We start from the raw sequence: 20,108 nt of genomic DNA, 5'->3' as shown, positions 1-20,108 counted from the left end.
CCAAAGACTGCGCTCCCCGCTCTGTGTTGGGGGTAGAGAGATTCGATCCGCTGGCACTTGTGTCCGGCATCAGCTAAGCGAATTTATGCGAAGATTACTTTTTCCTATCACCAGCGCCGCTGCCGGCGGCTTAATGACACTGTCGTTCGCCCCGTTTAATTACTGGGTATGCGGACTGCTGTCCCTGGCCCTGCTTGCATGGGTTTACCTGCAAGCATCAGGGGGAAAGGTAATAAAGGGGCGTCGCGCCCTGTGGCTGGCGTTCTGTTTTGGCCTGGGGCTGTTTGCCAGCGGGGGCTCCTGGGTTTACGTTTCTATTACAAACTTCGGTAACGCCGACCCCCCATTAGGAGCGGCCCTTACCGGTGGATTCGTTGCCCTGATGGCGGCATTGCTGGCCGCTCCCTTCTATTTCCTTGGCCGTTTTACCGATAACAAATTCAGCTTTGCCCTGGCCTTTGCCGCCCTCTGGTTTATCAGCGAGTGGTTCCGCAGCTGGATGTTCACCGGATTTCCCTGGTTATTCTCTGGTTATGCACATCTGGAAACCTGGTTGTCGGGCTGGGCCCCGGTACTGAGTGTTTACGGCGTCGGTTTAATACTCGCGTTCAGCGCAGCAGTACTCGCCCTGGCAGTCAGTGGTCGTTTGGTGCCTCTCAAACAACGCAGCCATATAGCATTGCTCGGTGCCGCGCTAATTACCTGGCCAATAGGTGCCACCCTGGCCAATGTAGAATGGACTCGCCCTGAAGGCGGAATTATCACAGTCGGCCTGGTGCAGGCGAATATTCCACAGGAAAAGAAGTGGTTGCCCGAGTTTCGCGGTGAAACCATCAGCCGCTATCAAGACGGCACCCGTGCCCTGAGTGACAAAGATGTGGATGTGATTATCTGGCCTGAAGCCGCACTGCCCATGCTCTATGGCCAAGCTCCAAATCTAATGCGGGCATTACAGCGCAATGCAGAAAAAACCGGAATCGACCTGATCAGTGGAATTCTCTTTGACAGACGCGACCCCGACCAGAGTGGCAATGTCATACACAACTCAGCTGCAGTATATGGCCGGAACCCCAGTGTCTACCATAAACGTCACTTGGTACCTTTTGGTGAGTATGTCCCCCTGGAAGATTTTATCCGGGGTACCATCGAGTTTTTTAATTTGCCCACTTCCTTCATTAGCTCAGGGCCTGATGAGCAAAGCCCACTGAATGCCGGAGGGGCCAGCTGGGCACCATTAATTTGCTATGAGATCGTTTACCCACGTCTGGTAGCCAGTAGCGCCCTTTCCGCTCAGGTGCTACTCACCATTAGCAACGACGCCTGGTTTGGTGATTCCATCGGCCCATTGCAGCATATGCAAATGGCACAGATGCGAGCCCTGGAAACTGGTCGCTATCTGGTACGCGGCACCAATACCGGAATGACGGCAATAGTGAACCCCCGCGGGCAGATCCTTGAGCAGTTGCCACAATTTGAGCAAGCCAATATGACCGGTGACATTCGTGCCATGCGCGGCTCCACCCCATTTATGCTGGCCGGGATCTCTATTGTATTTGCCCTGGCTTTGCCAATGTTGGCCTTGGCAATCATTCTACGTCGTAAGAAGGCCGTTAAGACCGGTAGCCCTATCACCGGTGAGGCCACTGACCAGTAAACCGACCCCAAATTCACTCTCTCAATCCCATGCCCAGATATTCTTCCTTGGCCAGGACCAACCCTACGGCCGCCAGCAGCACCGGACTGCTATGCTGCATTCAAATTACCGGTAAAAATTTGGCAGGGATGCCTTTGTATGCATTGTTTAATCAGTGGTGGCACAGGCCTGATAGGCAGACTTTTTTGCCAACGCTGGCTCGCCCGCGGCGACACAATCACAGTTCTTAGCCGCCAGCCAGATAAGGTGCGCACACTCTGCGGGGAGGCGGTCGAAGCAATTAGTGAACCCGAAGAGGTTAAACACGCAGTTGATGTGGTAGTAAATTTGGCGGGCGAACCAATCTCCCGCCGTTGGAGTGAGAGGCGCAGGACCGAAATTCGCAACTCCCGATTAAAAACCACAGAGAAGTTAGTGCGCTGGGCCCTAACTCAGAGGAAACGTCCAGATTACTTCCTTTCCGGGTCAGCAATTGGTTACTACGGGGACCGTGGTGGCGAACTTCTTAGGGAGGACAGTCCTCCCGGAGGAGGGTTTTCTGCTCAATTATGTCGCGACTGGGAGGAGGCAACACTTCCCCTGCAAAGAGCAGGAATCTGTGTCGGGATCATCCGCACTGCTATTGTACTCTCCACCCGTGGCGGAGCCCTGCCACAGATGTTACCAGCTTTCCGCCTTGGTCTTGGTGGGCCCATGGGTTCCGGGGAACACTGGATGAGCTGGATTCACGAGGAGGATGAGGTGGGGTTAATGCTACATGCGATTGACAAGCACCTGTGCACAACATTCAATGCCAGTGCTCCCGAAGCGGTAACCAATAACAGCTTTTCCAGATTGCTGGCCAAACAGCTGCATCGTCCATCCTTTATGCGTTCGCCTGCGTGGTTGCTTAAAACACTCTTCGGAGATATGGCAGAGGAGCTGCTACTGGCCAGTGAGCGGGTGGAGCCGCGCACCGCTCTGGACAACGGCTACAGTTTCCAGTTTCCCACTTTGGAACAGGCCCTTGCCGACCTTCTGAACGGCGGCAATGCAGCCAATAGAGCGCAGGCTTAGGGCACAGCTTCAGGCAGCCGCCATACTGCTCTCCAACGCCTCCGATAGGTAGCGACGACTGGATTCGCTAGTTACCAAATCCCCGTGGCACTCCATTGGTGCGGACCCTACCCACTGGGCGTGCCATCGATACCACTGGGATTCACCGGCTCTCTCGCGCAGCTCGATAAACTCCACCTCTGATGGGTTAAAGCGGTACTCGCGGACAATTTGCCCGGCGAAGGTTTCAAAATTCTTGCTGAGCTGAGCGCCACTCTCCGCGCCGGCACTAAGAAATAATAGAGTTCGCCCATCCTGTTCTACGCGCTTGAAGCCAACCCAAACCGCTCGATTCAAGCGGTTGTGTAATTGGATGGGAGTAAAAGAAACCGGGATGCCCTTCATCTTAAGGTTATCTCGTTTATTGTTATGTTTGTAATCCACAGTCGCCATTCCATGTTAAAAAATAATCAGTGGGTTAGTCCTGTGGCGCCAGTCATCCTAAATCCGGTGCAACTAGCATTCAAGAGTACTTTCTCTTGCTCGACGCCTGTTACCTCTTATCCTGTAGGCCTCTGAAATTCCTTTGATATAAAAGTTCCTCAACATTTCCTGGTTGGCGGCAATGGCCTAATGCTGTACCACGCCTGCCCCAGTAATTCCCGCCAGTAAGTCTGTGTTTGCAACAGGGCTGCCGCACTGGGAACCCAGCGTAGCAAACCCTCCTGTGCCCGCGGCAACAATTCTTCAGCGCTGCCAACAGGAAGCGGCTGTACTTCTAAGCCGGCTTTATTGAACACAGCTGCTGCACGGGGCATATGCCACCAGTGGGTGACCAGGACAATACGTTTCACACCCGCTGCACGCAATATCTCAGCGCTGTTTACTGCATTCTCTGCGGTAGTACGACTGCAATCATCACGCCAACTCACAGAGCGAGCCAATTTTCCCTCCAGTAGGGACTCCATCATTTGAGACTCAGCCGCTCGCTCATTTCGATAGACACGCCCTCCGGAAACCAAAATTGGCACCCCCCCTGGCGCCTGTTCAGCAGCCCACAGAACACGCTCCAGGCTAGCGGCCGACAGACGTTCACTGCCCGATTCCCCGTTTCTATAGCGCCCACCACCCAGGATTATGACTGCCTCAGGAGAAAAACCGGCAAGGTCCGGTGCAGCCCCCAGGCGCTTTCCCAGCCAATTCGAAAAAGCCGGAGTGGCACTCATCCAGAGCACAACAAATGAAACCAGTGCCAGCGGTAGGGAAACTTTCCCCAGCAGGGATCCTTCAGGCAGAAATCGTAGTAAAAACGCCAGCACTAACCCCAACATAGGTGCCAAAGGCGGCATTAGCAGGTTGGTCATAAACGTATGAAATTCAATCAATATTCAAGACCGCCCTCTATTTGTCGAAAGCAACCATAGCCACAGCGGTGGCACGGTGTGATCTGTGTATTCTCTGGTGGGAGAGCGCGGTAGCCACACCCCAAGCACTGCAGCTCCTCATCAGCACCCACATATTCGCCAGCCAGGGCCCAGGGTTTTCCCTCACGAATACAGCGCATCAGGTTGGGCCAGGCCGTTTCCGTCGGGTCTGCCGCATTCAGCAGCCAATCGCCACTGCGCTCTTCCAATGTACGCAACTCGCCGCCAAGGCCTTGGAGATAATCAGAAGCACGATGAAGGTCATCCTTTAACCAGGCACGCAGGAAGGCGACTTTATTCGCGGTTAGGTCTTCAACTGCCAGCTCACCCTCAACCAGATTCTCCAGATCCTCGCGAAACTCATCGGCTAGATCATCCTTCGGCGGCAACTTTGGTTCCTTCGTCACGGTATCCCTCCTATAATCTCGCGTTTACGCATCCTAATGGATGCCCTGGAGACAGCAATTGATCGCGATCAATCCTATGGATTGCAGATCATAAGCAGTCCCATCCAATATATGTAACGGTTTCCCCTTAAATTTTTGATCACAGAGTATAGGTCCCCAATCGATGGAAGAGCAGTACAACCCCTCCGCAGTCGAAGCTTCTGCCCAGGAATTCTGGGAGGCAGAGAAAAGCTTCGAGGTTAAGGAAGACACCGGCAGGGAAAAATTCTACTGCCTGTCCATGTTCCCCTACCCTAGCGGCAAGCTGCACATGGGCCATGTGCGAAATTACACCATCACTGACGTAATCACCCGCTACCAACGAATGCAGGGTAAGAACGTATTGCACCCTATGGGCTGGGATGCTTTTGGTCTGCCTGCAGAAAATGCAGCGATCCAGAATAAGACTGCACCGGCCAAATGGACCTATGCCAATATCGATTACATGAAGGGCCAGTTGAAAGCACTTGGCTTTGGCTTTGACTGGTCCCGTGAACTAGCTACTTGTCAGCCTTCCTATTACCGCTGGGAACAATGGTTCTTCACCCGCCTGTATGAAAAAGGCCTGGTCTACAAGAAGAACTCCGCAGTGAACTGGTGCCCCCATGACCAGACGGTACTTGCCAATGAGCAAGTGGAAGATGGGGCCTGCTGGCGTTGTGGCACTACCGTAGAACGCCGCGAGCTAGCCCAGTGGTTTATCAAGATTACCGACTATGCGGAAGAACTGCTCGAGGATCTCGACAAATTGCCCGATTGGCCCGAGCAGGTGCGCACTATGCAGCGCAACTGGATCGGCAAGAGCCGAGGTGTGGAGCTGAGCTTCGCCCTGCCTGCAACTGTAGCCGGCATGGATCACTTCGACGTCTATACCACCCGCCCGGACACCTTAATGGGAGTTACTTATGTATCTCTCGCTGCCGAGCATCCTATCGCCCTGGAGATGGCGGAAAGTAATCCGAAACTGAGAGAGTTTATTACTGAGTGCAAAAGACAATCCCTGTCCGAAGCCGACATGGCCACAATGGACAAGAAAGGAATGGATACCGGGCTGAAAGCGATTCACCCCATCACTGGTGAAGAAGTCTCCGTCTGGGTCGCCAACTATGTATTGATGGATTACGGTTCTGGAGCCGTAATGGCAGTTCCGGCACACGACCAGCGCGACTGGGAATTTGCCCATAAGTACCAACTACCAATGGTACAGGTAATTGAAGCTTCCGATAGCCAGCCTATTGACCTGGATAAAGAAGCCTATACAGAGAAAGGCAAGCTGGTGAACTCCGGTAGCTTTGATGGACTGGATTTCGAGAGTGCTTTTACCGCAATCTCCGAAGCACTCGTCGCTACCGGCAAAGGCCGGGTCACCACTAACTATCGTCTGCGCGATTGGGGCGTCTCCCGCCAACGCTACTGGGGTGCACCTATTCCCATGTTCAATTTAGCTGACGGAGGGGAAATTCCGGTTCCTGCGGACAAACTGCCGATTCTATTACCGGAAGATGTGGAGCTAGATGGTGTTCAATCACCCATTAAAGCTGACCCAGAGTGGCGCAAGGACGAGTTCAACGGCACTGCCGTAGAACGAGAAACCGATACCTTCGACACCTTCATGGAATCCAGCTGGTACTACGCGCGGTATACCTGCCCAGATTTTGAAGAGGGCATGTTGGATCCGGACCGCGCCAACTACTGGCTGCCTGTCGACCAGTATGTAGGCGGCATTGAGCACGCTATCCTGCACCTCCTCTACGCACGCTTCTTCCACAAGCTAATGCGCGATGAGGGGCTGGTAAACAGCGATGAACCTTTCAAGCAGTTGCTGTGTCAAGGTATGGTTTTAGCTGAGTCTTTTTATAAAGAGAAACACGGTCATAAAACCTGGATTAATCCAGCCGATGTGGATGTCGAGCGGGATGACAAGGGGAAACCCATCAAAGCCATTGAGCGTGCGACCGGCGAAGAGATTATTGCTGGTGGAGTAGTGAAAATGTCTAAGTCTAAGAACAATGGCATAGACCCGCACGCAGCAGTCGAGCAGTATGGCGCTGATACCGTACGTCTATTCACTATGTTCGCCGCTCCCCCTGAGCAGACCCTGGAATGGCATGACGCTGGAGTGGAAGGCGCCAGCCGCTTCCTGCGCAAGCTCTGGAAAACTGTTCACAGTCATGTCGCAGCGGGTTCAAGCGATGTAGAGATCGATCAACAATCTCTGAGTGACCAACAGCAGCAACTGCGCCGCAAGGCCCATGAAACCATCCAGAAAGTGGGTGATGACTACGGGCGCCGCCAAACTTTTAATACGGCTGTTGCCGCAGTTATGGAGCTGCTCAATGAAGTGGGTAAGTTAGCAGAACGGGATAATGAGCAGGGCCTCGCTGTAGAGCGGGAAGCACTACAAGCTGCCGTCTTACTGCTCGCACCAATTACCCCGCACATATGTCACCAATTGTGGCAAGTGCTGGGTAATTCCAGTGCATTGATTGATACGGCTTGGCCACAAGCGGATGAAAAGGCTCTTGTACGTTCAACCATTACACTGGTAGTCCAGGTCAATGGCAAAGTCCGTGCAAAACTGGATGCTCCGGCTGATGCGGATAAAGAGGGCTTGGAAAAAATGGCTCTGGAAAATGAAAACGTACAGAAGTTTATTGGTGATGCCACAGTACGCAAGGTCATTGTCGTACCAGGCAAACTGGTAAATATTGTTGCGAAATAGACTCGCAGCCCGAATGCCGGGAGCTATAAGCTCCCGGCTCACTCAGGCCTCACATACAGTTCAGGCCCGATTAAGCCAGGTAGTTTATGAAAAAAATCGCAAGACGAGTTATCTCCTTAATTGCCATTCTTGCCATTGCCAGTTGTGGCTGGCATTTACGCGGCACACCAAAGAACTTCCCTCCAGGCAGCACTATTTATATTTCCAGCGAAAACCCACGCAGTGATATTGCTGATGAACTCAGTCGCCTGCTCCACAACGGTGGTATTCCCGTTGCTGCAACTCCCATGGAAGCAGATTACGTAATGGTTATTAACAGGGAAATCGAACGCAAACTCACAGTTGCCGTAGACTCGGAGGGGCGCGCATCAGAATACGAACTGATCACCAGCGCTATCTATAGTGTTCGTACCGGTAGCGGTGAAGTCTTGCTAAACAAAGCCCAGGCAGATGTTTACCGTTCTCTTGAATGGGATGTATCTGAGATTGTGAGTAAGGGCGAAGAGGAACGCTTACTGCGTGCTGAAATGCGTCGCGAACTTATCAGCCGGATGATTGACCGACTGCGTCGAATTGATGTCAATGCCCCGCTGGAGGATAAAAGCTACTAAGTAGCTGTACAGTAATGCGTATCAACCCCCAGCAACTACCACAGAGTCTCAAAAAGGGGCTGGCCCCGGTTTATATTATTTCCGGAGATGAACCCCTGCTGGTCCAGGAGTGTTGTGACCAGGTTCGTAAGGCGGCGAAGAAGGTTGGCTTTGATGAGCGTGAGCTTCTCCATGCCGAGCACAACTTTGATTGGGGGCTTCTACTCGCCTCTGCTGGCAATATGTCGCTTTTTGCCGAGAAAAAGTTGATCGAAGTACGCGCACCTGGTGGAAAACCGGGGGACAAGGGCAGTAAGGCCCTTCAGGAATTCGCAGCCCTCGCCAGCCAGGACTTGGTTCTGCTTTTAATTCTACCCAAACTGGAAAGATCACAGCTCAACAGCAAGTGGGTAAAAGCACTGGAACAAGAAGGCGTACTAGTCCAGATCTGGCCAGTGCCTGCCCAGGAAATGCCACGTTGGATCAATCAGCGGCTTAGCGCTGCAGGACTGACTGCCGAACCCGAAGCAGTAAAAATTCTGGCAGAACGCGTGGAGGGCAACCTACTTGCCGCTAGCCAGGAGATAGAAAAGCTCAAGCTATTAAATAAGAGCGACACCACAATTACCGTCAGCTTACTGGAACATAGTGTTACCAGCTCCGCTCGCTATAGTGTATTTGACCTAATAGATAGAGCCTTGGCCAGTGAAGCCGATAAAGCAATAACGACTTTACAGGGATTACGCAGTGAAGGCATTGAAGCACCGGTAGTGCTTTGGGCCCTGGCACGGGAAATTCGCTCATTGCTGGAAATTGGGGAAAAGCTCAATCAGGGCCAACCACTGGCTCGCCTGGTGCGTATTCAAAAACGTCAGCCACTAATTCAATCCGCTCTTTCCCGGCTGGCGCCTCGCCAGCTTGAAACTCTGCTTTTACGCGCTCGCGCTATCGATACCGCCATCAAGGGTGGCACTGGACACCAATCACCCTGGACGGGCCTACTGGAGCTCACTTTAAACCTGAGTGGCCAGCGCAGCGTCTAGCTCTCGGTTTACCCTCACCTAACTACCAATCTATTTAATAAACAACCCCTGCCCCTAAAGGGGAGGGGTTGTTTAGGCGAACTAAAATCAGGGTTAGTTCTGAGTAATCGTAGCCATGTTGCTATCACCAATCTGATGAACACTGGCCATATTGAACTCGCTAGATTGAGTAACAAAAGTGGCGTTATTGTTACCAGACTGTCCCAAGTGGGCGCCATGCTCAAAGCCAGATTGAGACAGAACAATCATGTTGTCCCCGCCCATATCCTGGTGAACTTCTGCCAAGTTAAGCTCGCCAACCTGGTCAATATCAACCATGTTAGCTACGCCTTCACTGTAGCCGAAGGTAGAGTTAGCGCTACCAGACTGATCAATAGTCACCTGGTTCAAATCACCGGTCTGAGAAAACTCACTCCAGTTCATGTCACCATTTTGAACCAGGGCAGCAGTATTGCTGTTGCCGTATTGATACATGTCACCAATATTATTAGTGTCGTTCTGAGCGATAGTGGTTACGTTGTCATCGCCATACTGAGCTGCAACACTGGAGTTACCGATTCCATCCTGGGCAATGGTCGTAACGTTGTTAATACCCGCTTGGGACATATCCAGGTAGTTGTAATCTCCAGTTTGCACCAGATTTGCAGTATTTTCAGCACCGCTCTGGTAAGCGAAGCCCACGTTACCCTCACCAACTTGACCGCCCAGGAAGCCATCCGCCGATGGATACCAGGTGCTGCCCCAAACACTGTTTGAGTCGCCAACCTGGGTGCTCACAAACAGGTTGCCATCACCTTCCTGCTGCAAGAAAGCAGTATTGTCATTACCATCCTGTAAAGCATCCATGGTGTTATCATGGGAATTAGAGTACTGGTCCAGGTGCATTACGTTTTCACTGCCCATCTGGGTAGCAAATGCTGTGTTTCTGGCACCATCCCATTGGTGAATAACACCCTGGTTACCCTCTCCCTGCTGGAAAGTGTAGGCTTGTGAACCATCCTGGTTATTCTGGCTGGTAGTCGCATAGTTGCGATTTCCAACTTGGGTCTGGTCAATAAAGTTACTATCAGCAAATGACTGCTCGGTAGAAGCGAGATTGTCATTACCTTCCTGCCATTGATAAGCGGCATTATTGGTAGACTCGACTACCTGATAAATGTCAGCGGCATTATCGTTGCCAGCCTGCAGTTGATCACCGTAGTTACCATCAGCCATGGCCTGTCCAGCACCTACAAGCATTGCAATCGCGGCAGCAAGTGAAAGCTTTTTCATTTATGTTTCTCCCTCGGACTAAATAAACAAATACAAACAAAAAGAAAGCAGCGAGCTAGTCATACTGGACTACCTCCACCGCATGGTTGTCACCGAACTGCGCGACAAATCCAAATAGCCCATCACCGTTTTGAATGATGTTGGCTGAATTTCCATAACCAACTTGATTTATAAGGGCAATATTATCTATACCGTTCTGTATAGCAGTTGCTTGGTTGTAAGCCCCAGACTGTGAAATAGCCGCATAGTTATAGTCACCACTTTGGTGAACTACTGATTCATTGGACGAACCATCCTGAACCAGGAATACCTGGTTGTACTGACCTGTCTGTACTACTTCAGCTACGTTGTAGTCTCCTAACTGCGTTACTTCAGCCAGCTGTCCATTAATTGAATCATCCCGCTGAAGAAGTAGATCAAGTGCACCTTGCCCAGATAACAGTTCATCGTGACTATCGAGATCTCCAGCCCAGGACAATGTAATGGGCATTAAAACTAGAATCAGATAGAAAACAGCCGCCCTAATAGCAGTCACTCAGATTTCCTCAGTCAAATTAAATAAACTATATAAAGCTCATCTACTAAGGAAACTATAGGAATAATAAGAACAGGAATAAATCAGAAGAAAGCGTATTTTTCTATACAAAAATAAGCAGAAACGTAAAACTTTTGTATGATTAAGGAAAGATAAAAGCTATGAAACAGATAAAAATCTGTGAGAGCAACCAGGAGTCCCGTAAATTACACCAACTTACAGAAAAGTTCAACTCGCAAAAAAGCTGGCCACCTAACCACTTTTAATTCAGATAGATATTGCCAGCTTTTTGAATAATTAAATTATTATTAATCAACAATAATTACATTGTTTTCATGAGATCAGAGAATTTTCACCGGACTTTCAGAGTATTCATCCAAGATCGATGCAGGAAACTCACTACTATCCTGCAAAGCCCATAAATTTCCAGTAACCCCATTAGCAATAAGGTGAATCACGGCAGACTCGATAGCCGAAAGTACACAAAGCTGAGCAGGATCATTGGTCGTCATCCCAGCCTCAACCTCTAATAAACGTTTATATTCTACAAATGTGTAAATATCTCCTTGCACCTGCCGGGACAAAATCTTTTTACTGGTAAGCACGCTACTTAGTACACGACCCGTTCTTACATCGACAGCACGCAAGTTTACTGTCACTTCATCAACACGGTACTGTGAAGAAAGGCCAATTCCAAAATACCTTGCCCCTGCTCCACCAGTTTTGATATTGGTGTCATAAGCGACAATCCCTCCTTCCAACATAATATTTGCTGACATCAAGGAGGGTAAATCAAAAGGAGGAACTGTATCTTCCTCTTTCAGTGCAGCACGAATTATCTTTCTCTCTGTCAGCAGGTTTTGCAGTCCTTCCCGCTCTAAAGTAACAAACCATCCTGATTCATTTAAGACCTGCACCAACATAGAAGCAGCGCCCTGAGTCACTGCAGTTGAAAACGAGCTTGATGGGGCCGGCCTGTACTGCCCTGTCTGGTCACTAAAACCATAAACTGCTACAACAATTTTCCCCCTGGGAGAGGGCAAATTGATCAAGTCGGCATAGGTGCTCATTCGATCTGTTAAAGTGGCCTTCTCATATCCTGGACCAAATAGAGCCTCACGGGTTTTCTGAAAAAAACTACAACCACTTATGAAAATAATAAATACTACAAGCAATATTCTAGGCAACATCACCACCACCCCTGAAATCCTCAAAAATGCCATCCAATGGCAGTATGGCTGTTAATTTCCCGGATCTAATCCTACTACGACAATCTCAGAAATTTCGCCGGTGACAGCATCTGTAATAGTTATTGTTAAAGTTCCATCCACATCAATTATATTTACAATAAAGTCATCGGTTACCAGAGTGCCATCATTTCCATTACCTACATCGGTCAAGAGTTGAGACAACAATCTGGATTCCAAAGTATCAGTGAATCTATCTAGAGAGGAAGATTCTGAATAAGGTGACTTACCTGCTTTTGGATCTTTCTTACTATTCTGGGCACTCGCATTATTCAGTAGATAGTTACCATTTAATGGGTTGCCACCGAACGAGGGGTTAACCGGTGTGTAAATCAACTCAGTAGCGTACCCTGCAAAAGGAATCATTAATATAATCGTAAAGAGAGTAACTAAAAATCTTTTCATTAAATTTCATCCCCTGCCAAATCCAAATTTTGAGAGAACAACTCTTGCAGCCTCTGCTGTCGAATATTGTTATTTATTTGAGTTGCTGCTTGAGCAACAATCTCTCCAAAACGCCTTCGCCCAGGGTAGATCACAGTTCTAAAAACCTGTTTATTTTCATAGGTAACCCATACCACGCTACCCCACCTTGCTGAAGGTCGCTCATGAACGGTTAGGTTATAATCGAATTCCGTGAGGTTACTGGTGATATAAATAGAAAGAGAACGGGCAAATTCGTGACCAATACCGCTCACAGTACTGTCGATAACCAGCCCAGTAAGAAGGGAGTCCTCACCCTCTATTGACTCGAGCTCTTGCGACTGGACAAGTGGGGAGATTGAGATAAGCAGAATTAGGAGAGAAACTCTCTTAAAGCAGTAAAAATAGATACTCATTTTATAAGTTCTGGCTAGCCCAACTACTTGCTTCTAAGCGATTTTTACAGCCAATCTTTCTGTATATCTTATAAAGATGACTCTTAACCGTGTGCTCACTAACACATAAAACTTCTGCAATATTTGCATTGGTATGACACTCACATATCAACTGCAATATTTGCGTCTCACGCTGAGTGAGATTCGACGCTTTTTCCCGCCACTTTTTTGGCTTCCGGTGCTGACGTAAAAAATTATGCAGTACATCCCTGGGAAACCAGTATTCACCAGAAAAAATCCTGCCCAATCTTTCCATGATCACTTTGGGCTCACATTCCGAAGGCATCAAGCCAAGAACCTTCTCCCAGTGAAGAACAAAATCCAAATCAGTTGTATCCGCTACATTAATCAGAACAATACTGGGTGGATTGGAAATTGTATGAATGTCACGCAGAATCAGGTCCAGATCGGATGATGAGAGATCTGCGCAGTCCAGGAGAAGATATTCAGTGATAATTTCTTCAAGCGAAGAAATTGACAAACGCTGGAATATAGAACACTTAGTTCTAAACTCATCCTCTATACGCCCTGCAAAGATAGAGGATTGAAGATTAATAGAAGCCGTTAAAAAAGCTACTTCCGGCCCTTCGGATTCATGACCCGGAGTCACAACTTCAAGGCGTGCATAATCCTTATGCAAATTCATCTGGGTTCCCCCAACATGCGGTCCTTTTAAGATCTTACTTAATATCTGATTTGCTCTTATTTTCTATTTATTCTATGGCCGTCTTTCGCTGTGAGCTAAATCTATTCGATCAACTCCCTGCCTGCAACAAGAAGTGATCTAGATATCAAAATTTCAATCTTAAGTGTGCCAACATAAATTTAGAATGTCATTTTTACATACAAAGGTATTACATTTACAGCTGTAAACCACCTCATAGAACATCCTTTGGTATAGACTCAGGAGCCCACAAAAAATTCAACGAATATCGAGAAATTTGTACTGGTCCACAAAATTAATAGATTAATTTTGATAAAAAACAAATTTTTCTGATCTGAAGAATGTGAACAGTCACATATAATCCACGAAGCATCTTAAAATATAAATTAAATCGTTTAGTACTATTCAATTGATATTAAATAAAAATCAAATGAGAAATAGAGCAAACGGTATTACTTTGAATAAAAGTCACAAAAAATATAAGTCTAAAAACACAGCCACAATTTTTTCTGAATTATCCGCAAACAGGTTCCGTATAAATAGTAATCAGTTTGAAGTTGATTTAACCTTAAATACGAACTTCCCAGTGTTAATAAAGCACTTGAAGCTGGGATGAATGTACCGATTAGACCAAGAAATAGGCTATATTCAGCCCAAACTGCATGGAATAAATTCATGAGCACCAGTATCCAACCCTCCGCACATGCATCCACTCATACAATCAATAATCAGGTTCCCCCTCTTACGGGCCATAATTTATACGCGGGGGATCAAGCACTTAAAGAAGCAGTACATATCAATGGAGGACACTGGGCCGAGGAAGATTTACAGCGCTATGGAGAAGTATGTGGTCGCCCAGAAATGATTGAACGTGGTTACGCTGCCAATGAATTCAAGCCAATATTCGAAAGCCATGACCGTATCGGCAATCGTATAGATATAGTTCGTTACCATCCTTCATATCATCAATTAATGCAACTGGCACTCTCAGAAGGATTGCACTGTTCACCCTGGACGGATCCACGTCCGGGAGCGAACGTGGTAAGGGCAGCAAAGAACTATTTACAATGTCAGCTTGAAGCTGGTCATGGATGCCCAGTAACTATGACTTTTGCTTCTATACCGTCAATTCAACTCAACCCCATTGTTGCCGCTGAATGGGCCCCCAAAATATTAAGCAGAGGATATGACAACAGTAATCGCCCTTACTTTGAAAAGTCCTCTCTAACTATCGGGATGGGTATGACGGAAAAACAAGGCGGCTCTGATGTACGTGCTAATACCACGACCGCTATCCCTTTAGGGGATAACGTCTATGAGCTGCTCGGGCACAAGTGGTTTATGTCTGCTCCCATGTGCGACGGTTTTCTGATACTAGCCCAGGCACCCGGAGGGCTCTCCTGTTTTCTGGTACCCCGCTGGCGTCCAGATGGTAGTAAAAATCCCCTGGAAATCCAAAGGCTCAAAGTGAAAGCCGGTAATGTCTCCAATGCTTCTTCAGAAGTGGAGATGCGAGGTGCAATGGGTTGGTTGTTAGGAGAGGAAGGCCGAGGCGTAAACGCAATTATTAAGATGGTAGCCATCACTCGCTTCGATTGTATGGTCGGTTCTTCCGGAGGTCAGCGTCAAGCAGTTGTTCAGGCCATTTACCATGCCTCACAACGAAAAGCCTTTGGCCAAAAGTTGATTGACCACCCCCTAATGCGCAATGTGCTGGCGGACCTGCAATTAGAAGTTGAGGGATCTATTGCCTTAACTATGCGTATGGCAAGGGCTATGGATCAGGAGGACCAGGAGCACGAAAAAATGCTACTTCGTCTGGGAGCTGCGGTGGGAAAATACTGGATCTGCAAACGCAGTCCTCACCATGCCTATGAGGCTATGGAATGCCTGGGAGGAAATGGGGTCATCGAGAACTTTATTACTGCCCGCCTATACCGAGATGCTCCAATCAATGCTATCTGGGAAGGCTCTGGCAATATACAGGCTCTGGATGTCCTTCGGGCAATCACAAAAACACCCAGTGTAGTAAATCACTGGTTGGACGAAATGGCAGCCAGCACAGGTAAGAATAATTATTTTGATAAAGCACTAGATTCATTAAAGAAAGAATTGGCAGATTTAGATCAGTTTGAGTACCGAGCTCGCGCTATCGTAGATCAAATGGCAGTTACAATGCAGGCCCATCTACTTATTCAATCTGGTGATAAGGCAGTCAGTAGCGCTTTTATTCTATCAAGGTTGGAGGGCAAAGGCGGCCATAGCACTGGTAGCCTACCCAGGGGAGTCGATATAGAACAATTGCTCACACGCGGGAACCCACTTTCAGTATAAAAAATGAGCTATATATTAACTTAAACTGAAAACCCGGCATAACCGGGTTTTTTCTAATAAAAAATAAAGATCAGCTAAAAAAAACTATAGCGAAAGCCCAGTTGGCCACGAACCCCATAATACTCAACTTGCTTTGGCCTATCTTCATCACCAATATAATAAGTTAAAGGTTCATTCGTAAGGTTTAAGGCCTCAGCAAAAATAACTAAATTGTCCCCAATCGTATAATTTGCACTCATATCCAGGCTTGTGTAAGCACCGTAGTACTGGTCTTCATTTTTATTGCCACCATGCTCTTCAATATACTCTCCCTTATGGTTTTGAGCCAGGCGAATGGAGACAGTACCATCATCATAATAGATAGAGAGATTATGTAATAAATCAGCTTGACGGGAAATCGGCACCGCACCATCACGGCCCGGAATACGCATTTCTGAATCCAGCATAGTTAAATTTGTCGACAACCCGGTATTTGAAAGAAATCCGGGAAGGAAATCCATTTTTCGCACCAGATTAAATTCCAATCCCCTCAGCCACGCATCTTCACCATTTTCCGGACTATAAATATCGACTCCTGACACCCCATTATATTCACCTTCTTTCACATCTTTAAAGATTGGATCTGTAATATCTTTATAAAATAAACCAGCAGATAAAATCCCCGAGTCATTAAAATAGTACTCATACATAAAGTCCAGATTCCAAGAGTAAGTAGGATCAAGATCTGGATTACCTCCTATAAACTCATTATCGTGCTCGGCATAGTACCCTCCCGGATTCAGATCACCAAAGTCCGGCCTGGCAAAGGTTCTGGTCAGCGCGAGCCTGATATTGCTATCCTCTGTGAGCGCATATTTTAGATGTGCCGATGGCAAAATGGATAAATACTCTTTATCACCATTAAACGGCACCAAATAGCCTTTATTAGCTTCATCGTTAACAAATACCTGGCTTTCCACCTTCGTTTGTGTCTGAGTGAGTCGTAATCCCATTACAAGAATGGCTCTATCTGAAAGCTCATAATTACCCATGCCATAAGCCGATAGGTGCCTCTCTGTTAGCTCAAAATTTCGCCCAAGAGCCCCTCCATTTTCAACTAGAGCTGATTCTTCGGGAATCAAAATGAATTTATCCCGGTTTTGGTTCCAAAAATTCGCCAATTGAGACATTGAAGCAACCTGAGAGAATTGGGAGTCATAGTTGATATCCAACTCTGATAGGAAATCATTTCTGCCAGGCTGATCAGACAAGGTAAAGTCAGAGAGAACTGGGGCAGGCCCATAGTTTTCCTCATCCCAAATGTAAAATGCATCGGAGAATTCAGACACCCGTTCCTTGTCCCGATATTTCATACCGAACTTTAACTCCAGCTCACTGGAAAACTGGGAAGAAAAGTCAAAAGTGGCCACCACTTTATCCTTTTCGTTGACATACACTTTATATAGTTCAACCCAAGATAGGCTGGACTGGGTTGGGTCCATTACAAAACCATCCGGGAGGTGAGTGGGTATATTTTCTGCTGGGTCAGTACCACCATCGATTTGGTTGTAAGCCAGCCCATCATCATCCAGACCAACATAACCTACTTCCGTTTGATCAAAACGCATTACAAAATAAGAGCGATCATCTTTATTGGGTGTATTCCCATAGCGGAATTCATTATCATAGCTGGCTAAATTCCAATTCAGCTGCTTATCATCACCAAAAAAGTGCTCTCCACCAACTTCAACACCTTGCATACGTGTTATCAAAGTATTGTGGATATGCTGAAGTTCCATTCTATCTTTATCGAACCGCAACCTGTGCTTGTAATGTGTCTCCTCATCTTCTAATGTCCCATACAAACCACGAGCAAAAATCTTACCTCCTTCTTCCAATCGGTATTCAGTAGCAAGGTTTAACCCCAGGGTATCTCTGGTTCCGGTATAATCCCGCAGTTCCAATCGATATATTCCCTCCCCTTTACGGCGAGGCTCGTAGTTATCTGTTGCCCAATCCCTGCTCCAACCAGTTACATTGGCCAAAAATCCCCATTTACCACCTTCACTTCTATCCCCATAAAGAATGCTCATGGATTTAATATCACCGTCGGCTTTATCCGCATAGCCACCAGATAGGGATATATCCAAAGTGCGTTCTTCAGGGGCTGTACGAGTCACAAAATTAACATTGCCGCCAATAGAGTCACCTTCCTGATCCGCGGTAACAGCCTTAGAGACCTCAATACGTTCAATCAGCTCCGATGGAAAGAAATCAAACGCCGTAGCCCTGCTGGTAGTTTCCTCTTCTGCAGATGGCAAACGATGACCATTAAGGCTAGAAGAACTCCATTGGGACGGGAGGCCACGCACAGCGACAAACCGTCCTTCCCCCTGGTCACGCTCGATAGATACGCCTGCGACTCTTTGAACTGCCTCTGCGGCATTACGATCCGGTAACTTTCCTATACCATCTGCCGATACCACATTAACAATCCGGTTGGATTCCCTCTGTAACTCCAGGGAACGTAACTCTGTCTCAAACATTCGTCCAAGCACAACAATCTCTTCTATTTCGCTATCATCCTGGACACTCTGCTTACTACTTTCTTGTGCATGAGCGTAATTTACTTGTCCCACCAGCAGAGCAATCGTTGCAGGCAATAATTTGACATAAATCATTTTACTTCCCCTGTATCAATCAAAAAATGATTGGCAAATTTTTATCGACACAAATTAACTTGCTCGATCATCAACATAAATCTGGACTAGACCAGAATCCTAAATTGTCGCTATGACGTTTGTATAACAGGTGTGTGAATATTCCCTGCGAATATATAAATGAAAAATTTTTACCATCTGGAATGGTTATTGAACTTAAAAAAGACTGTCACAAAAACGCAATCATAAGCACCTAAAATCTGGTCTAGACCAAATGGCAGCTATCGATAAAATGGAAAAAACCAGTAAAAAACAGGAATCTGATTCCAGTGAAGATTTCAACAGTGAGCTTTTCTTGCTACTCTTTTCCGGAGTTGCTGCATTCTTCACTTATTTTTGTATGTATGCTTTCCGCAAGCCCTTTGCAGCAGCATCTTACGCCAACATTTCCGGCTGGGATTTCACTCTAGACTTTAAAACCGCACTTATAATTTCCCAAGTACTGGGTTATGCGTTTTCAAAAATTATCGGGATTAAGGTTGTCTCAGAGTTACGGCCATTGCAGCGGGGAAGAATACTGGTAATTCTAATTCTTTTCAGTCATCTGGCCTTGATAGCATTCGCATTGATCCCCGCTCCTTATAATGTTGTCATGCTTTTTTTTAATGGTCTCCCACTTGGAATGGTGTGGGGACTAGTATTCAGCTATTTAGAGGGGCGTCGTCTTACTGAAGCACTAGGCGCCATTTTATGTGTTAGCTTAATCGTCTCTTCAGGAGCCGTAAAAGCAGTAGCCGCATATCTAATGCTGGAATGGAAAGTGCCGGAAATCTGGATGCCTGCAACCGTGGGCTTGTTATTTCTACCTGCACTGATTCTATCGACATTTACACTCAGTAGAATTCCCCAACCCAACCAAGCAGACATCCGTGCACGAAAACAAAGAGTACCAATGACGAATGAAATGCGTTGGACTTTCGTCAATGAAACGAATCTGGGATTGTTGGCTTTAATCATCGCTTATGTATTCCTAACGGCATTTCGTGACTTCTCTGATAATTTCGCTGCAGAGCTTTGGCAAGCTTTGGGTCATGGTCAAGCACCCCAGATCTTCCTTACCAGCACTCTACCCGTGGCACTGATAGTTTTAGCATCCCTGGCGCTACTTATTTTTGTACGTAACAACTATCGCGCATTGCAGCTAAACCAGCTATTAGTCGCGGCTGGGGGAGCAATCTGCATAACTTCAACTCTCGCATTTGAGTTAGATATTGTATCCGGGGCTGCCTGGATGATTGGGATCAATATCGGGCTCTATATAGGCTATGTTCCATTTAACTGTTTATTATTTGAACGTCTGGTCGCCTGCACCAAGAGCCTAGGTAACGCAGGATTTGTGATTTATCTGGCAGATAGTGCGGGTTATATCGGCAGCATTAGTGTCATGCTCTATAAGACTTTCGCGCAACCAAACCTAAACTGGTTACAGTTTACTCAGCAACTTTCCTATGCTACTGGTATTGCATGTATTTTGTTAATGCTGCTCTCACTTCTTTTCTTTCGCCGCTTGCACCGTAATTCTTCTTCACGGTTGAGGCTTATTACTTCTCCAGTGTAAAAAAGGC

At 47.3% G+C, this 20,108-nt stretch carries 17 protein-coding genes; 7 read left to right on the top strand and 10 right to left on the bottom strand.

Translation table 11 applies throughout. The features are described from left to right. Positions 1 to 85 precede the first annotated feature (85 nt). Together lnt and ABWV76_RS11370 are read left to right on the top strand one after the other, a co-directional pair. A complete protein-coding gene (gene lnt / locus ABWV76_RS11375) occupies positions 86 to 1,654 on the top strand; it encodes an apolipoprotein N-acyltransferase (RefSeq protein WP_353375999.1) in 1,569 nt (522 codons plus the stop codon). Positions 1,655 to 1,792: 138 nt separating this feature from the next. Further along, the gene (locus ABWV76_RS11370; RefSeq protein WP_020412513.1) at positions 1,793 to 2,710 is read left to right on the top strand and encodes a TIGR01777 family oxidoreductase; all 918 of its coding nucleotides are present in this window, start codon (positions 1,793 to 1,795) and stop codon (positions 2,708 to 2,710) included. A gap of 9 nt (positions 2,711 to 2,719) precedes the next feature. Here ABWV76_RS11370 and ABWV76_RS11365 read toward each other — a convergent pair whose 3' ends face one another. The 3 genes from ABWV76_RS11365 to ABWV76_RS11355 all read right to left on the bottom strand — a co-directional run bounded on the left by ABWV76_RS11365 (position 2,720) and on the right by ABWV76_RS11355 (position 4,520). Continuing rightward, positions 2,720 to 3,142, bottom strand: a complete 423-nt coding sequence (locus tag ABWV76_RS11365; RefSeq protein WP_425411205.1) for a hypothetical protein — start codon at positions 3,140 to 3,142, stop codon at positions 2,720 to 2,722. 149 nt (positions 3,143 to 3,291) lie between these two features. Continuing rightward, on the bottom strand, positions 3,292 to 4,074 hold the full coding sequence (locus ABWV76_RS11360; protein WP_245556671.1) for a YdcF family protein: 783 nt from the start codon (positions 4,072 to 4,074) through the stop codon (positions 3,292 to 3,294). Continuing rightward, positions 4,071 to 4,520, bottom strand: a complete 450-nt coding sequence (locus ABWV76_RS11355) for a zinc ribbon-containing protein (RefSeq protein WP_020412510.1) — start codon at positions 4,518 to 4,520, stop codon at positions 4,071 to 4,073. The genes ABWV76_RS11360 and ABWV76_RS11355 overlap by 4 nt, the downstream gene beginning before the upstream one ends. Positions 4,521 to 4,683: 163 nt before the next feature. On the opposite strand from ABWV76_RS11355, the gene leuS reads away from it, so the two are divergent. From leuS to holA, 3 genes are all read left to right on the top strand, one after another. Continuing rightward, on the top strand, positions 4,684 to 7,281 hold the full coding sequence (gene leuS, locus ABWV76_RS11350) for a leucine--tRNA ligase (RefSeq protein ID WP_353375998.1): 2,598 nt from the start codon (positions 4,684 to 4,686) through the stop codon (positions 7,279 to 7,281). A gap of 86 nt (positions 7,282 to 7,367) precedes the next feature. Continuing rightward, on the top strand, positions 7,368 to 7,892 hold the full coding sequence (locus ABWV76_RS11345; protein WP_282952582.1) for an LPS-assembly lipoprotein LptE: 525 nt from the start codon (positions 7,368 to 7,370) through the stop codon (positions 7,890 to 7,892). Positions 7,893 to 7,906: 14 nt separating this feature from the next. Beyond that, positions 7,907 to 8,914 carry a DNA polymerase III subunit delta gene (gene holA, locus ABWV76_RS11340; protein ID WP_020412507.1) on the top strand — a complete coding sequence of 336 codons (1,008 nt, stop codon included), beginning with the start codon at positions 7,907 to 7,909 and terminating at the stop codon, positions 8,912 to 8,914. A 93-nt stretch (positions 8,915 to 9,007) separates the two neighbouring features. On the opposite strand, the gene ABWV76_RS11335 is transcribed toward holA, so the two are convergent. From ABWV76_RS11335 to ABWV76_RS11310, 6 genes are all read right to left on the bottom strand, one after another. Next, on the bottom strand, positions 9,008 to 10,186 hold the full coding sequence (locus ABWV76_RS11335) for a hypothetical protein (RefSeq protein ID WP_020412506.1): 1,179 nt from the start codon (positions 10,184 to 10,186) through the stop codon (positions 9,008 to 9,010). A gap of 55 nt (positions 10,187 to 10,241) precedes the next feature. Continuing rightward, entirely contained in the window at positions 10,242 to 10,721 is a 480-nt protein-coding gene (locus ABWV76_RS11330; protein WP_020412505.1) for a hypothetical protein, read from the bottom strand. A 341-nt stretch (positions 10,722 to 11,062) separates the two neighbouring features. Then, positions 11,063 to 11,911: a CsgG/HfaB family protein gene (locus ABWV76_RS11325; protein ID WP_282952578.1), complete on the bottom strand. Its 849-nt coding sequence runs from the start codon at positions 11,909 to 11,911 to the stop codon at positions 11,063 to 11,065. A gap of 51 nt (positions 11,912 to 11,962) precedes the next feature. Next, positions 11,963 to 12,373, bottom strand: coding sequence for a curli assembly protein CsgF (locus ABWV76_RS11320; protein ID WP_353375997.1), 411 nt, complete (start codon positions 12,371 to 12,373; stop codon positions 11,963 to 11,965). After that, entirely contained in the window at positions 12,373 to 12,807 is a 435-nt protein-coding gene (locus ABWV76_RS11315) for a CsgE family curli-type amyloid fiber assembly protein (protein WP_282952577.1), read from the bottom strand. The genes ABWV76_RS11320 and ABWV76_RS11315 overlap by 1 nt, the downstream gene beginning before the upstream one ends. A 1-nt stretch (position 12,808) precedes the next feature. Further along, positions 12,809 to 13,492 carry a helix-turn-helix transcriptional regulator gene (locus ABWV76_RS11310; protein ID WP_020412501.1) on the bottom strand — a complete coding sequence of 228 codons (684 nt, stop codon included), beginning with the start codon at positions 13,490 to 13,492 and terminating at the stop codon, positions 12,809 to 12,811. Positions 13,493 to 14,185: 693 nt separating this feature from the next. On the opposite strand from ABWV76_RS11310, the gene ABWV76_RS11305 reads away from it, so the two are divergent. Beyond that, positions 14,186 to 15,844, top strand: a complete 1,659-nt coding sequence (locus ABWV76_RS11305; RefSeq protein ID WP_353375996.1) for an acyl-CoA dehydrogenase family protein — start codon at positions 14,186 to 14,188, stop codon at positions 15,842 to 15,844. A 74-nt stretch (positions 15,845 to 15,918) separates the two neighbouring features. Here the strand turns inward: ABWV76_RS11305 and ABWV76_RS11300 are convergent, their stop codons facing one another. Further along, positions 15,919 to 18,504, bottom strand: a complete 2,586-nt coding sequence (locus ABWV76_RS11300; RefSeq protein WP_353375995.1) for a TonB-dependent receptor — start codon at positions 18,502 to 18,504, stop codon at positions 15,919 to 15,921. Between the two features lie 253 nt (positions 18,505 to 18,757). Here ABWV76_RS11300 and ABWV76_RS11295 point away from each other — a divergent pair, with 253 nt between their 5' ends. Continuing rightward, the gene (locus ABWV76_RS11295) at positions 18,758 to 20,101 is read left to right on the top strand and encodes a DUF5690 family protein (RefSeq protein WP_353375994.1); all 1,344 of its coding nucleotides are present in this window, start codon (positions 18,758 to 18,760) and stop codon (positions 20,099 to 20,101) included. The last annotated feature ends 7 nt before the right edge of the window (positions 20,102 to 20,108 follow it).

Origin of the sequence: Microbulbifer sp. NBRC 101763, assembly GCF_040371615.1 — a bacterium.
In the GTDB taxonomy this organism is placed as follows: domain Bacteria; phylum Pseudomonadota; class Gammaproteobacteria; order Pseudomonadales; family Cellvibrionaceae; genus Microbulbifer; species Microbulbifer variabilis.
Note: the sequence above shows the minus strand (reverse complement) of the source record. Positions and strands in the feature narration are given on the sequence as shown.

Coding starts and splice junctions, on each gene's coding strand:
- lnt (WP_353375999.1), top strand. CDS start 86: ATGCGAAGATTACTTTTTCCTATCACCAGCGCCGCTGCCGGCGGCTTA.
- ABWV76_RS11370 (WP_020412513.1), top strand. CDS start 1,793: ATGCATTGTTTAATCAGTGGTGGCACAGGCCTGATAGGCAGACTTTTT.
- ABWV76_RS11365 (WP_425411205.1), bottom strand. CDS start 3,142: ATGGCGACTGTGGATTACAAACATAACAATAAACGAGATAACCTTAAG.
- leuS (WP_353375998.1), top strand. CDS start 4,684: ATGGAAGAGCAGTACAACCCCTCCGCAGTCGAAGCTTCTGCCCAGGAA.
- ABWV76_RS11345 (WP_282952582.1), top strand. CDS start 7,368: ATGAAAAAAATCGCAAGACGAGTTATCTCCTTAATTGCCATTCTTGCC.
- holA (WP_020412507.1), top strand. CDS start 7,907: ATGCGTATCAACCCCCAGCAACTACCACAGAGTCTCAAAAAGGGGCTG.
- ABWV76_RS11335 (WP_020412506.1), bottom strand. CDS start 10,186: ATGAAAAAGCTTTCACTTGCTGCCGCGATTGCAATGCTTGTAGGTGCT.
- ABWV76_RS11325 (WP_282952578.1), bottom strand. CDS start 11,911: ATGTTGCCTAGAATATTGCTTGTAGTATTTATTATTTTCATAAGTGGT.
- ABWV76_RS11320 (WP_353375997.1), bottom strand. CDS start 12,373: ATGAAAAGATTTTTAGTTACTCTCTTTACGATTATATTAATGATTCCT.
- ABWV76_RS11315 (WP_282952577.1), bottom strand. CDS start 12,807: ATGAGTATCTATTTTTACTGCTTTAAGAGAGTTTCTCTCCTAATTCTG.
- ABWV76_RS11310 (WP_020412501.1), bottom strand. CDS start 13,492: ATGAATTTGCATAAGGATTATGCACGCCTTGAAGTTGTGACTCCGGGT.
- ABWV76_RS11305 (WP_353375996.1), top strand. CDS start 14,186: ATGAGCACCAGTATCCAACCCTCCGCACATGCATCCACTCATACAATC.
- ABWV76_RS11300 (WP_353375995.1), bottom strand. CDS start 18,504: ATGATTTATGTCAAATTATTGCCTGCAACGATTGCTCTGCTGGTGGGA.
- ABWV76_RS11295 (WP_353375994.1), top strand. CDS start 18,758: ATGGCAGCTATCGATAAAATGGAAAAAACCAGTAAAAAACAGGAATCT.